Below are 14,631 nucleotides of genomic sequence, written 5' to 3' on the forward strand. Positions count from 1 at the left end.
CTGGCTTTGTCAAACTTCGCTTTTTATTTCGGTCGAGTACCATAAAGAGTACACTCTCTCCGTAAAAAAGCTTGTTTTCCTTGCCGGCGAACAAAAACAGCCGCGCCGATCATGCCGACGCGGTTTGTTGCGTATGCCAGAATGGAACAAAACTGAAGCTCAAGCGTTTTTACAACCGGGAAACAGCATGGATCTTTCCGTCACCCTCAAGGGGCAAACCCACGATCTCAAATTGAAAAATCCGGTGCTCACGGCATCGGGCACCTTCGGCTACGGCGTGGAGTTCGCGCCTTACGGCGATCTGGCGGCCCTGGGCGGCATAGTGGTCAAGGGCCTGTCCCTCAAGCCGCGCGAGGGCAATCCCTGCCCGCGCATTGTGGAAACCACGGCGGGCATGCTCAATGCCGTGGGCCTGCAAAACGACGGGGTGGAGGTCTTCTGCCGGGACAAGCTGCCCCATCTGCCTTGGCGGGAAACGCCGGTCATCGCCAATATGTATGCCACCTCCCCGGCGGAATTCGGGGAACTGGCCGCGCGTCTGGACGGCGAGGAGGGCGTGGCCGCGCTGGAAGTCAATGTTTCCTGCCCCAACGTCAAGGAGGGCGGCGTGCTCTTCGGCCAGGATCCCAAGCTGGCCGCCGCCGTCACCGCCGCCGTGCGCAAGGGCGCGCCGCGCAAGCATGTGATGGTCAAGCTCTCGCCCAATGTCACGGACATCGCGCTCATGGCGCGCAGCGTGGAAGACGCGGGCGCGGACAGCGTTTCCTGCATCAACACCCTGCTGGGCATGGCCGTGGATCTGCGTACCCGGCGTCCGTCTCTGGCCAATGTGGTGGGCGGCCTGTCCGGCCCGGCCATCAAGCCCGTGGCCCTGCGTTGCGTCTGGCAGGCGGCACAGGCCGTGAAGATTCCGGTGGTGGGCATGGGCGGCATCGTCAGCGCCGAGGACGCGCTGGAATTCATCCTGGTGGGCGCGGCCGCCGTGCAGGTGGGCACGGCCAACTTCATGCGCCCGGACAGCGCTTTTGCCCTGGCGGCGGAACTGCCCGCGGCCTGCGAACGCCTGGGAGCGCGCTCGCCCGCCGAACTGCGCGGCGCGTTGCGCATGGACTAGGCCCATGGCCGTCAGCATCATTCCGGTTCGCTCCGAACAGGAGCTGACCACATTTGTGGACCTGCCCTGGACCGTCTACGCGGATCAGCCTCTCTGGGTGCCCCCTATCAAAAGCCAGGACCGCGAGCTGCTCACGCCCGGCGCGCACCCTTTCTGGGAATCGGCCCGGCGCGAGTTGTATCTGGCCCTGCGCGACGGGCGGCCCGTGGGGCGCATCGCGGCCATTGTGGACGAGAAGTACAATGCCTATGCCGGAGAGGCCTGCGGGGCCTTCGGCTTTTTCGAATGCCTGGACGATCCGGAGGCCGCCCACGCCCTGCTGGGCGAAGCCCGGAGCTGGCTGGCCGCCCAGGGCATGAGCTTCATGCGCGGGCCGCTGAACCCCTCCGCCAATTACACCTGCGGCCTGCTGGTGGACGGCTTCGACCTGCCCCCGGTGATCATGATGCCCTGGAATCCTCCCTATTATGCGGAACTGCTGGAAGGCTGGCATCTGCGCAAGGAACAGGATCTTTTCGCCTACCTCATTGAGCGCGATCGCCTGTCGCCGCCGGACTGGCTGCGGGAGGAAGTGGACCGGCTCAAGGCCGAGGCCCGTTTCACCTGCCGTACGTCCAGCAAGGCCACCCTGGCCGCCGACATCCGGACCATGCTGGAGATCTACCGCGAATCCTGGGCCAAGAACTGGGGCTTTTCGCCGCTTTCCGACGGCGAGGCCGAGCACCATGTCAAAGAGCTCAAAGGCATCCTGGATCCGGATTTTTTCGTGCTTTTCTACCACAACGACGAACCCGCCGCGGGCATGGTGGCCCTGCCGGACATGAACCCCCTGCTCAAGCGCCTCAACGGCAAGCTGGGGCTGTCCGCGCTCTGGCACTGGTGGCAGGCGCGGGAGGAAATCCGGGGCGGCTACCGCATCATGCTGTTCGGCATCAAGGAGGAGTTCCGCCTGCTGGGCCTGCCCCTGCTGCTGCTGGACTATATGCTGGAAAAAGCCCGCAGCAAACCGGATTTTCAGTGGGTGGAAGGCTCCTGGGTGCTGGAGGACAATGTGGCCGTGGACGACCTTATTGAGGATTTTTCGGGCCGGATCACCAAGCGCTACCGCATATACCGCCGGGAGATCAGCGTATGACCGGGCCCTCGGACGAACGCTTTTCCCCTCTGGACGGCAAAAAGGTGCTGGTCACCGGCGGCACGGGCTTTGTGGGCCGTCATCTGCTGCCGCGCCTGCTGGCAGCGGGCGCGCGCGTCACCTGCCTGACCCGCGCGGCCTCGCGCACCGGGCATCTGCCTGCGGATGTGGCCGTGGCGCGGGCTGATCTGCGCACGGGGGAGGGGCTGGCCGAAGCCCTGGCCGGGCAGGATGTGGTCATTCACATGGCGGCCCTGCTGTTCGGCCTGGGCTGGCAGGACTATCTGCGGGCCAACGCGCTGGCCGCGCGCGCTCTGGCCGTGGCGCTGGCCGACGTGGAGGCGGCGGCTCAGGGCTCCGGCAAGGGTTTGCCCGCGCGTTTTGTGCTGGTCTCCAGCCTGGCGGCCACCGGCCCTTCCGACTGCCCGCCCGGCGTGGCGGACAATGCCGTGCCCGCGCCGGTTTCCGCCTACGGCTGGTCCAAGCTGCTGGTGGAGCAGATTCTGGGCCGGGCCCTGGGGGACAGGCTGGTGACCCTGCGTCCGCCCATTATTTACGGCTCCGGCGACAAGGGCTTGCTGCCCGTGTTCAAGGGCGCGGCCAGGGGCTTTGCCGTGAGCCCCGGAGCGTTCCGCGATTTTCCCGTGTCCGCCGTGCACGCGCGGGACATGGCCCGGGCCGTGCTGCTCTGCTGCAAGGATACGGCGCGGGGCGTATACCATATCAACGACGGCGGCCTGTACAGCATGGCCCATTTCTGCCGCGTCATGGGCGCGGCCCTGGGCCGCCCCCGGCTGCGCGTGATTCATCTGCCTCTGCCCCTGCTGGCCGTGACGGCGGGACTGGCCTCCGGCGGGGGACTGTTGCGGGCGCGGCTGTCGCGCTGCCTGCCGAGCCGGGCCCCGCAACGCGCGCCCAACTGGAACCTGGACAAATACCGCGAGGCCCGGCAGGTGGGTTGGCTCTGCGACGCCGCCCGCATCCGGCGGGAGCTGGGCTACGAGCCCCGGGTCAGTCTGGCCGAGGGCATGGCCGAGGCCGTGGAAGGCTACCGGCGCGAGGGTTGGCTGTGAAGATAACCATTCAGGAACTTTCCAAATCATTCGGCGGTCGGGACATCTTCAGCAATTTTTCGCTGGAGGTGGATTCCGGCGTGCGGCTCTGCGTCTGCGGTCCCAACGGCACGGGCAAGTCCACCCTGCTGCGCCTGCTGGCCGGGGTGGAATCCGCCGACGGGGGACGGGTGCTTTTGCCCAAGGGCTGCCGCCTGGGTTTTGTGGAGCAGGAGCTGTCCGGGGAAGCCCTGGACACGCCCCTGCTGACTTACGTGCTGGACGTGCTCCACGACTGGAACGATTTCTGGGCCGAGTGGGAGCAGGCGGCCGAATCCGGTGACGAAAGCCGCCTGACCGCGCTCATGCACCGCCAGAGTGAGCTGGAAGCCACGTACGGCTATAATCCCGAGCACCGGGCCAAGGCCGTGCTGTCCGGGCTGGGATTCTCCGAGGCCAAGTGGGGACGCACCCTGCGGGAGCTGTCCGGCGGCTGGCGCGAACGGGCCAAACTGGCCCGCGTGCTCACGGCCGGGGCCGACGTGCTGCTGCTGGACGAGCCCACCAACCACCTGGACATGGAAGCCGTGGAGTGGCTGGAATCCTTTCTGCTGGACTTCAAGGGCGCGCTGGTCTTTGTGGCCCACGACCGCATGTTCATGGACAATGTGGGCACCCATGTGCTCTATCTGGGGCTGTCCCGCCCGGTATTCCGCAAGGCCACCTACACCCAGTTCCTGGCTTTGCAGGAGGAGTACAACGCCCAGCGCGAGCGCGAGGCCCGCGCCCTCCAGGACGAGATCAACCGTAAAATGGCTTTTGTGGAGCGCTTCCGGGCCAAGGCCACCAAGGCCCGCCAGGCCGGTTCGCGCCAGAAGATGGCCAAGAAGCTGGAAAAGGAGCTGGAGGATTATAGGCCCGAACCAAAGCGCAAGGAGCTCAATTTCAGCTGGCCCGAGGCCCCGCACTCGGAAAAGATCGTGCTGGCCGCCGCTGATCTGGCCTTTCATTTCCCGGACGGCAAGAGCATGTGGCCGCCCCTGACCTTCACGCTGTACCGGGGCGGGCGCATCGCCCTGGTGGGGCATAACGGCTGCGGCAAATCCACCCTGCTCCGGATTCTGGCCGGGCAGCTGGAGCGTTGCGGCGGCAATCTGGTCACGGCCTCCCAGATGCGCCTGGGCTACTATACCCAGCACCAGATGGACACCCTGCGCCCGGACACCACGGTGCTGGGCGAAATCCGCCGCCTTTCGGACCCGCACACCACGGAAGAGGAGCTCATGAGCGTGCTGGGCCTCTTTCTGCTGGGCCAGGAATATTTCGACCGCCAGGTCAGCGCCCTGTCCGGCGGCGAAAAAAGCCGCCTGGTTCTGGCCAGCCTGTTTCTGAAACGCTGCAATTTTCTGTTGCTGGACGAGCCCACCAACCATCTGGATCTGGAAAGCCGCGAGGCTCTGGTCCTGGCTTTGCAAAAATTCACCGGCACCCTGCTGATGGTGGCCCATGACCGCTGGCTTTTGTCGCAGGTCGGAGCCGAAGCCTGGGAACTGAATGAAAACGGCATTACGGTCCATGCCGGATTCGCGGCCTACGACGCCGACCGCAGGGCGCGCCTGGCCGGTGCCGGAACGGACGGCCGGGGCGGCGCTGCCCTGAGCGCCGCCGGACTGCCGAAAATGAATTCCGAAACGGCGCGGGAGGCCGCGCCCGGTCTCTCACGCGAGGAACAGAAGCGCCTCAAGCGCGAACAGGCCGAGAAACGCAACGCCCTGCACAAGGAACTCAAACCCCTGCAAAGCAAGTATACGGCTCTGGAAGAGGAACTGGCCCGCGTGCTGGACGAACAGGGCGCGGTGGAAAGTCAGTTGGCTGATCCAGAGGTCTATGCGGATCACAGCCGCTCCGGCGAACTGCTCAAGCGCTTTGAAGAATGCAAGCGGCGCGGCGAGGACCTGCTGGAGGAAATGGCGGGCCTGGAAGAAAAAATAACGGCTATCAAGAAACAGGCCGAAAGCGAGTGATTCATGCCTGAGAGCGGCGACGGCCCGCGGCTGATTGAGGTGGCCGCGGGCATCATCTGGCGGGGCGGGCGTTTTCTGGCCGCGCAGCGGCCCACGGACAAGCCCCTGGAAGGCTATTGGGAATTTCCCGGCGGCAAGCTGGAGAAAGGGGAGAGCCCGGCGGAGGCTCTCGCCCGCGAACTGGCCGAGGAGCTGGGCATCGGCGTGCGCGAGTGCCGCTTCTGGCAGAGCCTGGAACACAGTTATGCGGAGCGCGGCTTTCGTGTGCGTCTGTACTTTTTCCACGTCACGGCCTTCAGCGGCGAGCCCTGCCCGGCGGAAGGCCAGAATCTGCGCTGGGTGACTCCGGCCGAAGCCCCGGAGCTGGGCTTTCTGCCCGCCGATGCGGGCGTGCTGGAACAGTTGCGGGCAGAAGGGCCGCGAATGGCCTGAATGCGTGTGTGCTGAATTTTTTGCAAGCGGTTCAACGGCAATTTGCCGGCCGGAAGGAACCCGCATGGGGCGTATGCGTTTTGCTCATATTCGGCGTCTGTGCGGGCTTGTTCTGGTCCCGCTGATGCTGACGGCCCTGCTTGCGCCGCCCGGGGCGGCCACCGCGGCCTCCAAGCCGCCGCGGTGCCGTGGGGCGGGCATGCCCGCCGACGCCCCCCTCTTTTATTTGGAGCTGATGCCCTATGACGACGCCGAAAAAGCGCGGGAGCTGGAGAGCCTGAAATACGACGAGGAACGAAAAGAGCGGGAGCCGGGCCGTAAACAGACAAAGAAGGGCGCATCCGGGCAGTCCGGTGAAGCGGCCCGGCTTGCGGCGGGCATCCGCCGGGTGGGAACGCCCGGGGCTCGCATCGGGGTGGAAGAAGCCAAGGAACGCTGGAGAGAGCTGGAAATCATCGCCGTTTTGCCGTTTGACCCGGAGCAGCTCACGGCGGAGCATGAAAAAAGAGAAGACTGGCCCCGGCAGCAGCAACTGGAATCCGCGTATCATGGCGAAACCCGTAATATCGTCCCCAGGGATCTCAACCATGACGGCATCATGGATTTCAGCTTCAACGAAGACCCGCTCTTGAATCTGTGGGCAAGCCAGCTTTTTCTGGGTTGCGGGGATAATTTCTACACCCCGCTCGGTTTCTTCATCGCGGGCTACAGTTCCGCTTCGGGCCCGGCGGTGACGGTTAAACAACGCAGTGTCAACGGCCGTTCCTGGGACGCTTTCCACGTCGTGGCCCCGGATCTGCCCACAGGCATGGAAGGCTCCTGCGAGTCCGGCAAGCCGTTGCGCCATTGGGCGGAACGCGTCATTGCCTTTGATCCGGCCAGGGGCGTCTACCGCGAAATTTCCGTCAAGCCTTTACCCTGACCACCGCGGGCCTACCCTTCCTCCCCCAAAATAAATTCCAGCACGGCGTCGGCCAGCAGGGCCGCCGCTTCGGTGACACGCGGGGCCAGGGGCGGGGCCGCGAGCACATCGGTGGTGAAATCCCCGACCAGGGTCAGGCGGCCCAGGCGGCGTTTCCGCATGGCCGGGCCGCCGTAGCCGCCCATGCCCGAGGCGCTGGCCACCATGCGCCCGTCCAGCAGGGCACGTTCCACCAGCATGGTTTTGGCTTCCGGATCGTCCAGGGCCTCCACCCAGATGGGGCAGGCGGGCAGAATTTCCGGCAGATCGGCGGGGCCCAGGCGCAGTCGCCGCGTCTCCACCCGGATGTCCGGATTGAGCTCGCGCAGTATCCCGGCCAGGGCATCCACCTTGGGGCTGCCCAGATGGCGCGGCCAGAACTGCTGGCGGTTGAGATTGGACGGCTCCACCACGTCGTCGTCCACCAGCAGCAGGTTCTCCACCCCGCAACGCGCCAGCATGAGCGCCGCATTGGAGCCCAGGCCGCCGGCTCCGGCCAGGCCCACGCGCGCGGCGCGCAGTTTGTCCAGTTGCTGCGGCGAGAAGTATCGGACCAGGCCCTGGCGCAGACTGTTGCTCATATATTTTCCTTCCGCACTTCGTGGCGGGCAAAGCCATACTCCGGGATGCGAAGAACCCTCAGGCCCACAGAATCTCTTTTGCCCCGGGCTGGCTGGAAAAACCGTGCGGACTCAGCGCGGCGGCATAGGCGCCCGCGTTTTCAAAAACCAGCAGATTGCCCACTACGGCGTTTTCCAGAGGGATGCCGTGGGCCACGGTGTCCATGGCGGTGCACAGGTTGCCGCAGACCGTGACGGTCCGGGCGGGCGCTGGCCGTCCCCAGGCCTTGGGAACAACAGTATTGCAACCGCTCCACAAGGGTTCGCACGGCCCGGCGTATGTCCGCTCAAGCGGCAGAGCATCCATCAGCCCGGCAATGGCCGGGCGCAGAAAATGGTTGAGCAGGCCCGCCGCAATGACAAAAGTCCTGCCGCGTGAGTGCTTGACGTCAACAATGCGGGTAACGAAGACTCCCGCCTTGCCTACCAGAAAACGGCCGCTTTCCATATAGAGGCGCACCGGGGCGGGGCCGCTTTGCGGGATGGTCCGCATCAGGCCCGCCACATGCCTGTGAAGCCGCTCAAGGTCCAAGGGCTGCATTTCTTCGGCGTAAGGGATGCCCAGGCCGCCGCCGAAGTTGACAAACTCAAGAGGCAAGCCAAGGTCGCGTTTCCAGCCGCGCGCCAGCCGCGCCACATGCTCGAAGCAGACGCCCAGGGCCCCGGCGCTGAGCACCTGGCTGCGCGTATAGACATGGATGCCCACGGGGCGCGCATACTTCAGGCCGCGTAAAAAATCCCCATGCGCGGGCAAGTCTTCCTCATCTTCACCGAATTTGTCGGGCAGGCCGGGACAGACGGCCGGGCAAGACCCGGGCCCGTAAGAAATATCCGGGCTGACGCGCAGGCCGACCGGACGGGTCATGCCCCGCCCGGCGCAAAGGGCGTCGATTCTTTGCAGCTCATTGTAGGAATCCGCGATGATCAGACAGTTGTCCAGCGTTTCCCGCAGGTCGTCATCGCTTTTGCCGGGCGCGGAAAACAAGATCTTATCGCTGGGAACGCCCAGAAAATGCGCCGCGAGCACTTCATTTTTCGAGGCCGCGTCGATGCCCAGGCCGTGCGCCGTTATATGGCGGCAGACGGCATCGTTGCTGTTGCACTTCATGGAATACAGGATATCGAAGCCGTTGAAGACCTCTTTCAGACGGGAAATCCGACCGGATATCGCCTCGCTGTCATAAATATACAAGGGAAATCCATGTCGGTTCAGCAGTGTTTCCACATCCGTCATCCGCATAGGAGCAATCCTCCCTGGCGCGCGGCTGCAAGCAGCGTGCCCGCGGGTGCCGTCCGCGAGCACGCTGCTTGCGAAGTCAGGCCGCCGCCGGGTCTTCCCAATCCTTGATCACCGCCTGGTAACCATTGGCCGCCAGGGCAGCGCTCATTTCCTCAAGGCTGCGGTGGTCGGTGATCTCGAACTGGCCGGGATTGTGCATGTCCTCCGTGGCCCGGCCGCCCACGGCCGTGGACACTCCGGCGGACACGCGGGTGACGCCCAGAGGCACCAGGTGGTCGCGCATGAAGGCGCTTTCGCGGCTGGAGCAGGTGATGCCCGCGCGCGGCAAAAAGCAACGCGTCGCGGTGACGTATTGCACCAGGTGGCGGTCATCCACCGCATGCTGCACGTCGAAGTCGCCCTCGTGCGGGCAGATGCGCGGAATGGACACGCTTACGTCCACGCCGGGGAAGTTGCGTTGCAGCCACCAGGCGTGCAGGCCCGTGCCGAAGGCGTCCTGCTCGAAAGATTCCAGGCCCAGCAGCGCGCCCACGCCCAGAGAGCGCATGCCCGCGCGCGCGGCGCGTTCCGGCGCGTTGAGGCGGAAGCCGTAGTCGTGCTTGGGGCCCACGGGATGCAGCCAGGCGTAGAGTTCGGGATTGTAGGTCTCCTGGAACATGGTCATGGAGTCCACGCCCGCCTCCGCCAGCAGGGAATATTCCTCCACGGTGAGGGAATAGACCTCAACGCCTACGGAAGCGAACAACGGCTTGATCCGCCGCGCCACCGAGGCGATATACTCCGGCGAGGAGAGCTTGGGCGCGTCGCCCGTGAGCAGCAGGATGTGCTGAAAACCCATCTCCGCGATGGCCCTGGCCTCGGCATAGGCTTCGTCCACGCTGAGATGGCGGCGCGGCTGCTTGTTTTTGGCGTTGAAACCGCAGTAGCGGCACTGGTTGGTGCACACGTCGGAAATGTACAACGGCGTGAAGATATTAACGGCCCGCCCGAAATAGCGCAGGGTCAGGTCGTGGGCCTTCCGGGCCAGGGCTTCGAGACATTCCCCGGCGGCGGGCGAGAGCAGGGTCAGAAAATCGGCGGGCTGCAGCACGTCCTTGTCCAGCACGGCCAGCACGTTGGCCGGGGTGACGTCGGCCACGCCCTCGGCCCGGCGCTCGGCGGGCCAGGCCTGCAAAAATTCCTGGAAATTTTTCATCTGTGTGATCCTCTATCTGAGAAAACCTGTGAGCGGCGAGGATGCCTCAGCCCCCTCGCCCCGCGCCATGACCGCGCCCGCTCCGGCCAACCAGGCGTTGCGTCCGGCTTCCACGGCGGCCCTGAAGGCTCCGGCCATGCGTACCGGATCGTCGGAAGAGGCGATGGCCGTGTTCACCAGACAGGCCGCCGCGCCCATCTCCATGGCCTCGCAGGCCTGGGAGGGACGGCCGATGCCCGCGTCCACCACGATGGGCAGGTCCAGCTCCTCAATGAGGATGGCGATCATTTCCCTGGTGCGCAGGCCCCGGTTGGTGCCGATGGGCGCGCCCAGCGGCATGACCGCCGCGGCACCGGCCTCCGCGCAGGCACGGGCCACGTAGAGATCCGGATTGATGTAGGGCAGCACGGTGAAGCCTTCCTTAACCAGAATTTCCGTGGCCCTGGCGGTTTCATAGCCGTCGGGCAACAGATGGCGGGTGTCGGAAATAACCTCGATTTTGACCCAGTCGCCGCAGCCCGCGGCGCGGGCCAGGCGGGCCAGGCGCACGGCCTCGTCGGCGGTGCGCGCCCCCGAGGTGTTGGGCAGCAGGCGCATGGTTTTGGGAATATGGCCCATAATGCCCTGCTGACCTTTTTCCACCCGGCGCATGGCCACGGTGATGACTTCCGCGCCGCTGGCCTCGGCCACCGCCGGAATCAGGCTGTCGGCGCTGTACTTGCCCGTGCCGATGAACAGACGGCTTTTGAGGGTCACGCCGCCGACCACAAAGGGATCATTCATATGTTTCTCCGTCAGGATGCTCTGATGCCGGAAAAGGGAAAACGGCCTCAACCTCTCCCACCGGACCGTGCCGTCCGGCGGGAAAAGAGAATGTCGTTCCAGGGGCTGTTTCTAAATTGGTTCTTTTACCTTCCAGCTTCGTCAGAGGTCGCTTTTCACTCTGGCCGAATACCGGACGCTGCTGTCCTCATTCGTAAGCAGCTTCGCTGCAACGGCTGAGACAAGAGTATACTCCCGTCGTAACAGGCTCGTTTTCCTCGCCGGAAAGGCAAAACTCCCTAATTTGGAAACAGCTCCTAGCCGCCGCCTACAAACTGCACAATTTCGAGCACGTCGCCGCCGTGCAGTTGCGTGGCCGCGAAAGCGTCGGCGGGGACGATGTTCCCGTTGCGCTCCACGACCACAGTTTTGGGGTCATGGCCGCGCGTTTGCAGCAGATCCGCCACGCTGGCGGCTTCCGCGCAGGTTTCGGCTCCGCCGTTGACGATCACATCCATGTCGAACCTCCAGAAAACAAAAAAGCCCGCGGACCGGAATGTCTGCGGGCGAGCGCGAACCTGCGGCGGCAGGTCGGCCAGCTTCCCTTCGTCAGCACTATCTGCGTCAGGTGCAGAGCCGCGCGTTTGCGCGGTTCTAGGGGTCAGGGCGCTAACACCCTTTCTCAGCCGTGACGGCTCCCCCAGCCGGTAGGAAAAAACGATAGTCTCTGCGCCGCAAGAATGCAAGGGATGTTTACGCGGCCCTGCGGCGGGATTTTTTCAGGCGGATGAACAGCTCGCGCAATTCCCGGCGGGAAAGGCCCAGCACTTGGGGCACGGCCAGGCAGAGGCCCAGGCAGAGCAGGCTGTAAAGCACGCCGGAAATGAAGAAGCGGCGGAAGGAGTCCAGATCGCCGAAGCCCAGATCGATGGTCAGCTCGCGGCAGGCAAAGGCCAGCAGCAGCAGAGCGGCAAGGCTCCAGAGCTGATGGGCGAAATTGCGCCAGAAGTTCAGGGGAATGAAGCGCGAGGCCAGCCAGAGATACAAATTCACGGTCAGGCATTGCACGCACACGGTTTTCAGGGCCAGGCCCACAGCCCCGAGGTTGAGGCCCAACAGGTCCGGCGGGGCCAGCAGAAACCAGGCCGTGGCAAAGCCGTACACGCACTCCAGGGCCGCGATATTGCGCAGCACGCGCGTGCGCCCCGTGGCGTGAAAGACCGACCCGGCCAGCTGGCCGTAGGCCTGGTGCAAGGGATAGAGGGCCATGATCTGCACGGGCAGGATGGCCGCCGTGAATTCCGCGCCGCCGAAGATGTTCACCAGGGCCGGGCCCTCGGCCAGGGTAAAGCAGGAAAAATAGGCCGCCACCACGTAAAGCAGGGGGGCGAAACGGGTCAGCAGCCGGGCCATGGCCACGCGGTCCTTCTGGCCCCAGGCGATGGAAAGCTCGCGCATGATCAGGGGGGTCATGGCGGAGACAAAAAGAAAACAGGCCATGCTGACTTTCTGGGACAGGGCGAAGAAGCCCTGTTCCGCGCTGCCGTCAAACCATTGCAGCAGCCAGCGCTCGGCGGTGAGCAGCAGAAAGGAAAGCAGGGCCTGGACGAAAAGCGGGTGGCTGTAGTCGAAAAATTCGCGGCAATAGGCCCGGTTCTGCGCCTTGCTCAGATGGAAGCGCAGGCTTTCCTCGCGCTCGCGCCAGTGGCGGCGCGTGACCAGCCAGTAGCCCAGGGCCGTGGCCCCGAGCATGAGATATTGCTGGGCGAAGAGGCTGTGGATGTTCAGCCAGTCGCCCCAGAACAGCACGCCCAGCAGAGCCACGGCCAGCAGCGAGATCACGGTGCGCACCATTTCCGAGGAGACTGTGGCCCCCACGGCGTCGTTCATGGAGCGCAGCACCCGGCCCCACCAGGTCAGAAAAGCCCAGAGCGCGGCCAGGGGCGCGAGCCAGAGCGGTACGTCGGGCATGAGTAGCCCCCCCACCGGCGGAATCAGCATGCAGAGGGCGGCCAACAGGCTGATCAGGGCCACCAGCAGGCTGATGCGGAAGTAAAAGCCGATAAGGCCGGTTTCGTTCTGGCGGCGGGACAGGGCGTTGTAAAAGCAGGTGGAGGTGCCCATGTCCAGAAAGCCGGAAAGCTGCTGAAAGAGATTGGTGGCAAAGCTGTAGTTGCCGTACATGCGCGGGCCGAGAGCGCGCGGCAGAATGGCCTCCATGGCCAGGTACACCGGCACGGAAGCCACGTTGGCCAGCAGCTTGAAGGCATAGCGGCGGGCCAGGGTGGGCGTGGAGCTTTGCATGTGGGCAATCTACACATTTTCTCAAAAAGCCTAAAGGGCTTTTTGCAGAAAGCGCCTGTCGCCCGCCCGCGCGGGAGGCGGCGGAAACCGGGCCGGGAAGCGGCGGATTTTATGGCCGAAGAAAAATATTGACATTTGTTCGTGGGCGAACTAATTTGGCCGCATGGGTTAGTTCGCCCACGAACCAATTGGAGTGGCAAGACTATGGAACAGAGTACGGATGCCGTCATCGCCCTGGCCGCCGCCGTGCGCGAGCAGGCCAACGCCTTTTTGCTCAGGGCCCTGGCCGAACGCGGCGTCACGGATCTGCTGCCCGCCCACGGCGCGGTGCTGCACGCGCTGTTCCGCCAGGGCCCTCTGAGCATGGGCGCCTTGGCGGAGGCCATCGACAGGCGGAAAAACACCGTCACCGGCCTGATCAAAACCCTGGAAGAGCGGGGCTATTGCCGCCGGGAGCCCGATCCCGCGGACGCGCGGGTGCAGCGCATCGTGCTGACCGCCAGGGGCGAGGGCCTGCGCGGCATGCAGGAGGAAATCTCCGCTGCCATGTTGCGTACGGCTTGGCGCGGCATGGACCGGGAAGAGCGGGAGGCCTGCGTCAGGGGCCTTTGCGCGGTACTGGAAAATCTGAAACGGGACGCAATACTCCCGCCGCAAGGAGAATGTCATGAGTAAGGAATTGCAGGAAATTTCGCGGATTCTGTCGGAAACGCCCATGTGCTTCATCGCCACCATGGACGGCACGCAGCCCAGGGTGCGCGCTTTTCAGTTCCAGTTTGAGCAGGACGGGAAGCTCTGGTTCTGCACGGCCAGAAACAAGGATGTGTTCAAGCAGTTGCAGGCCAATCCGGCGGTGGAAATCTGCGCCGTGAAACAGGACATGACCTGGCTGCGCCTGACGGGCAAGATGGCGCTGACGGACGACATGGCCGTGAAGGAGCGCGTCCTGGCTGCCCAGCCGCTGATCAAGGGCATCTACGGCAGCGCGGACAATCCGGTGTTCGCCTCGCTTTGTCTTGAACACGGCGAATACGTCATTGCCGATTTTTCCGGCAACCCGCCTCGCAAGGGCACGTTTTAACCGCAACAAAGGCGCGCGGCTTCCGCTTTGACGCCGGAACCGCGCGCGTATCCGAAGGAACAGCTATGACAACAGATCAGGACAATGCCGGGGAAGAACTGCGCGAAAAAATCGAAATGTACCGCGAATCCATCATCCACGCGGACAAGCCGGAACTGGCGGAACAGGTCTGGGACACTGCGCCGGAAACTTCCTTTATCCATCCGCGCGGGCATGAGCGCGGCTGGGAAGCCATCCGGGACAACTTTTATACCAAAACCATGGCGAATACCTTTTCCAGGCGTGAACTCAGGCTCACGGGTGAGCCGGCCATCCATCTTTACGGCGACGCGGCCGTGGCGGAATTCGACTGGGAGTTCACGGCCACCAGACGCGCCGACAACGGCGAGCGGCACACCAGCGGCCGGGAAAGCCAGGTCTATGTCCGGCGGCCCGGTCGGGGATGGCGGCTCGTGCACGTGCATTATTCCGGCCCGGCGGCCACGGCCTGAGTTTGTTTCCGGCCGTCGGCCGCGCATAGGTTTCGCCCGGTGGATGCGGGCGGCAATCCGGCCCGGCGACGGCGTGGTGATCCGCTATGACGGCCCGCGCGGCGGGCAGACGCATCTAATAAGTCTTATTCCTGATAGATTGGGGAACGAACAAAAAAGAGGCGAAGTCACCTTTGCTCCGCCGGAGCGAAGCGCAGGCGGATGGCTGGTGCCGGGAGAA

General features: G+C 64.5%; 15 protein-coding genes. 9 read left to right on the forward strand and 6 right to left on the reverse strand.

The window, feature by feature from the left end:
* Positions 1 to 187: 187 nt before the first annotated feature.
* From KH208_RS02775 to KH208_RS02800, 6 genes are all read left to right on the forward strand, one after another.
* Entirely contained in the window at positions 188 to 1,114 is a 927-nt protein-coding gene (locus tag KH208_RS02775) for a dihydroorotate dehydrogenase (RefSeq protein WP_291433639.1), read from the forward strand.
* A gap of 4 nt (positions 1,115 to 1,118) precedes the next feature.
* Positions 1,119 to 2,249, forward strand: coding sequence for a hypothetical protein (locus tag KH208_RS02780; protein ID WP_291433642.1), 1,131 nt, complete (start codon positions 1,119 to 1,121; stop codon positions 2,247 to 2,249).
* Positions 2,246 to 3,322, forward strand: coding sequence for an NAD(P)-dependent oxidoreductase (locus KH208_RS02785; RefSeq protein ID WP_291433644.1), 1,077 nt, complete (start codon positions 2,246 to 2,248; stop codon positions 3,320 to 3,322). Before KH208_RS02780 ends, KH208_RS02785 begins: the two co-directional genes overlap by 4 nt.
* The gene (locus KH208_RS02790) at positions 3,319 to 5,325 is read left to right on the forward strand and encodes an ABC-F family ATP-binding cassette domain-containing protein (RefSeq protein WP_291433646.1); all 2,007 of its coding nucleotides are present in this window, start codon (positions 3,319 to 3,321) and stop codon (positions 5,323 to 5,325) included. Before KH208_RS02785 ends, KH208_RS02790 begins: the two co-directional genes overlap by 4 nt.
* A gap of 3 nt (positions 5,326 to 5,328) precedes the next feature.
* Positions 5,329 to 5,757, forward strand: coding sequence for a (deoxy)nucleoside triphosphate pyrophosphohydrolase (locus KH208_RS02795; RefSeq protein ID WP_291433648.1), 429 nt, complete (start codon positions 5,329 to 5,331; stop codon positions 5,755 to 5,757).
* Between the two features lie 64 nt (positions 5,758 to 5,821).
* Complete coding sequence (locus tag KH208_RS02800; protein WP_291433650.1) at positions 5,822 to 6,679, forward strand: invasion protein; 858 nt, start codon at positions 5,822 to 5,824, stop codon at positions 6,677 to 6,679.
* Between the two features lie 11 nt (positions 6,680 to 6,690).
* On the opposite strand, the gene thiF is transcribed toward KH208_RS02800, so the two are convergent.
* From thiF to KH208_RS02830, 6 genes are all read right to left on the reverse strand, one after another.
* On the reverse strand, positions 6,691 to 7,299 hold the full coding sequence (gene thiF / locus KH208_RS02805; protein ID WP_291433652.1) for a sulfur carrier protein ThiS adenylyltransferase ThiF: 609 nt from the start codon (positions 7,297 to 7,299) through the stop codon (positions 6,691 to 6,693).
* Between the two features lie 58 nt (positions 7,300 to 7,357).
* Positions 7,358 to 8,578 (reverse strand): diaminopimelate decarboxylase, encoded by a 1,221-nt coding sequence (locus KH208_RS02810; RefSeq protein WP_291433654.1) that lies wholly within the window; start codon positions 8,576 to 8,578, stop codon positions 7,358 to 7,360.
* A 76-nt stretch (positions 8,579 to 8,654) separates the two neighbouring features.
* The gene (gene thiH, locus KH208_RS02815) at positions 8,655 to 9,773 is read right to left on the reverse strand and encodes a 2-iminoacetate synthase ThiH (RefSeq protein WP_291433655.1); all 1,119 of its coding nucleotides are present in this window, start codon (positions 9,771 to 9,773) and stop codon (positions 8,655 to 8,657) included.
* Positions 9,774 to 9,785: 12 nt separating this feature from the next.
* Positions 9,786 to 10,556 carry a thiazole synthase gene (locus KH208_RS02820; protein WP_291433657.1) on the reverse strand — a complete coding sequence of 257 codons (771 nt, stop codon included), beginning with the start codon at positions 10,554 to 10,556 and terminating at the stop codon, positions 9,786 to 9,788.
* Positions 10,557 to 10,852: 296 nt separating this feature from the next.
* Positions 10,853 to 11,053 (reverse strand): sulfur carrier protein ThiS, encoded by a 201-nt coding sequence (thiS, locus tag KH208_RS02825; RefSeq protein WP_291433659.1) that lies wholly within the window; start codon positions 11,051 to 11,053, stop codon positions 10,853 to 10,855.
* Positions 11,054 to 11,288: 235 nt separating this feature from the next.
* Positions 11,289 to 12,839 carry a lipopolysaccharide biosynthesis protein gene (locus tag KH208_RS02830; protein WP_291433661.1) on the reverse strand — a complete coding sequence of 517 codons (1,551 nt, stop codon included), beginning with the start codon at positions 12,837 to 12,839 and terminating at the stop codon, positions 11,289 to 11,291.
* Positions 12,840 to 13,043: 204 nt separating this feature from the next.
* Between KH208_RS02830 and KH208_RS02835 the strand changes: the two genes are divergently transcribed.
* From KH208_RS02835 to KH208_RS02845, 3 genes are all read left to right on the forward strand, one after another.
* Positions 13,044 to 13,514: a MarR family winged helix-turn-helix transcriptional regulator gene (locus KH208_RS02835; protein WP_291433663.1), complete on the forward strand. Its 471-nt coding sequence runs from the start codon at positions 13,044 to 13,046 to the stop codon at positions 13,512 to 13,514.
* Positions 13,507 to 13,920 (forward strand): pyridoxamine 5'-phosphate oxidase family protein, encoded by a 414-nt coding sequence (locus KH208_RS02840; RefSeq protein WP_291433665.1) that lies wholly within the window; start codon positions 13,507 to 13,509, stop codon positions 13,918 to 13,920. Before KH208_RS02835 ends, KH208_RS02840 begins: the two co-directional genes overlap by 8 nt.
* A 65-nt stretch (positions 13,921 to 13,985) precedes the next feature.
* Entirely contained in the window at positions 13,986 to 14,411 is a 426-nt protein-coding gene (locus KH208_RS02845; protein ID WP_291433667.1) for a DUF4440 domain-containing protein, read from the forward strand.
* Positions 14,412 to 14,631: the final 220 nt, after the last annotated feature.

It is taken from the genome of Desulfovibrio sp., from assembly GCF_018379785.1.
Lineage (GTDB): Bacteria > Desulfobacterota > Desulfovibrionia > Desulfovibrionales > Desulfovibrionaceae > Desulfovibrio.

Excerpts from the sequence above, each read along its gene's own strand:
- KH208_RS02775 (WP_291433639.1), top strand. The coding sequence starts at position 188 with ATGGATCTTTCCGTCACCCTCAAGGGGCAAACCCACGATCTCAAATTG.
- KH208_RS02780 (WP_291433642.1), top strand. The coding sequence starts at position 1,119 with ATGGCCGTCAGCATCATTCCGGTTCGCTCCGAACAGGAGCTGACCACA.
- KH208_RS02785 (WP_291433644.1), top strand. The coding sequence starts at position 2,246 with ATGACCGGGCCCTCGGACGAACGCTTTTCCCCTCTGGACGGCAAAAAG.
- KH208_RS02795 (WP_291433648.1), top strand. The coding sequence starts at position 5,329 with ATGCCTGAGAGCGGCGACGGCCCGCGGCTGATTGAGGTGGCCGCGGGC.
- KH208_RS02800 (WP_291433650.1), top strand. The coding sequence starts at position 5,822 with ATGGGGCGTATGCGTTTTGCTCATATTCGGCGTCTGTGCGGGCTTGTT.
- thiF (WP_291433652.1), bottom strand. The coding sequence starts at position 7,299 with ATGAGCAACAGTCTGCGCCAGGGCCTGGTCCGATACTTCTCGCCGCAG.
- KH208_RS02810 (WP_291433654.1), bottom strand. The coding sequence starts at position 8,578 with ATGCGGATGACGGATGTGGAAACACTGCTGAACCGACATGGATTTCCC.
- thiH (WP_291433655.1), bottom strand. The coding sequence starts at position 9,773 with ATGAAAAATTTCCAGGAATTTTTGCAGGCCTGGCCCGCCGAGCGCCGG.
- KH208_RS02820 (WP_291433657.1), bottom strand. The coding sequence starts at position 10,556 with ATGAATGATCCCTTTGTGGTCGGCGGCGTGACCCTCAAAAGCCGTCTG.
- thiS (WP_291433659.1), bottom strand. The coding sequence starts at position 11,053 with ATGGATGTGATCGTCAACGGCGGAGCCGAAACCTGCGCGGAAGCCGCC.
- KH208_RS02830 (WP_291433661.1), bottom strand. The coding sequence starts at position 12,839 with ATGCAAAGCTCCACGCCCACCCTGGCCCGCCGCTATGCCTTCAAGCTG.
- KH208_RS02835 (WP_291433663.1), top strand. The coding sequence starts at position 13,044 with ATGGAACAGAGTACGGATGCCGTCATCGCCCTGGCCGCCGCCGTGCGC.
- KH208_RS02840 (WP_291433665.1), top strand. The coding sequence starts at position 13,507 with ATGAGTAAGGAATTGCAGGAAATTTCGCGGATTCTGTCGGAAACGCCC.
- KH208_RS02845 (WP_291433667.1), top strand. The coding sequence starts at position 13,986 with ATGACAACAGATCAGGACAATGCCGGGGAAGAACTGCGCGAAAAAATC.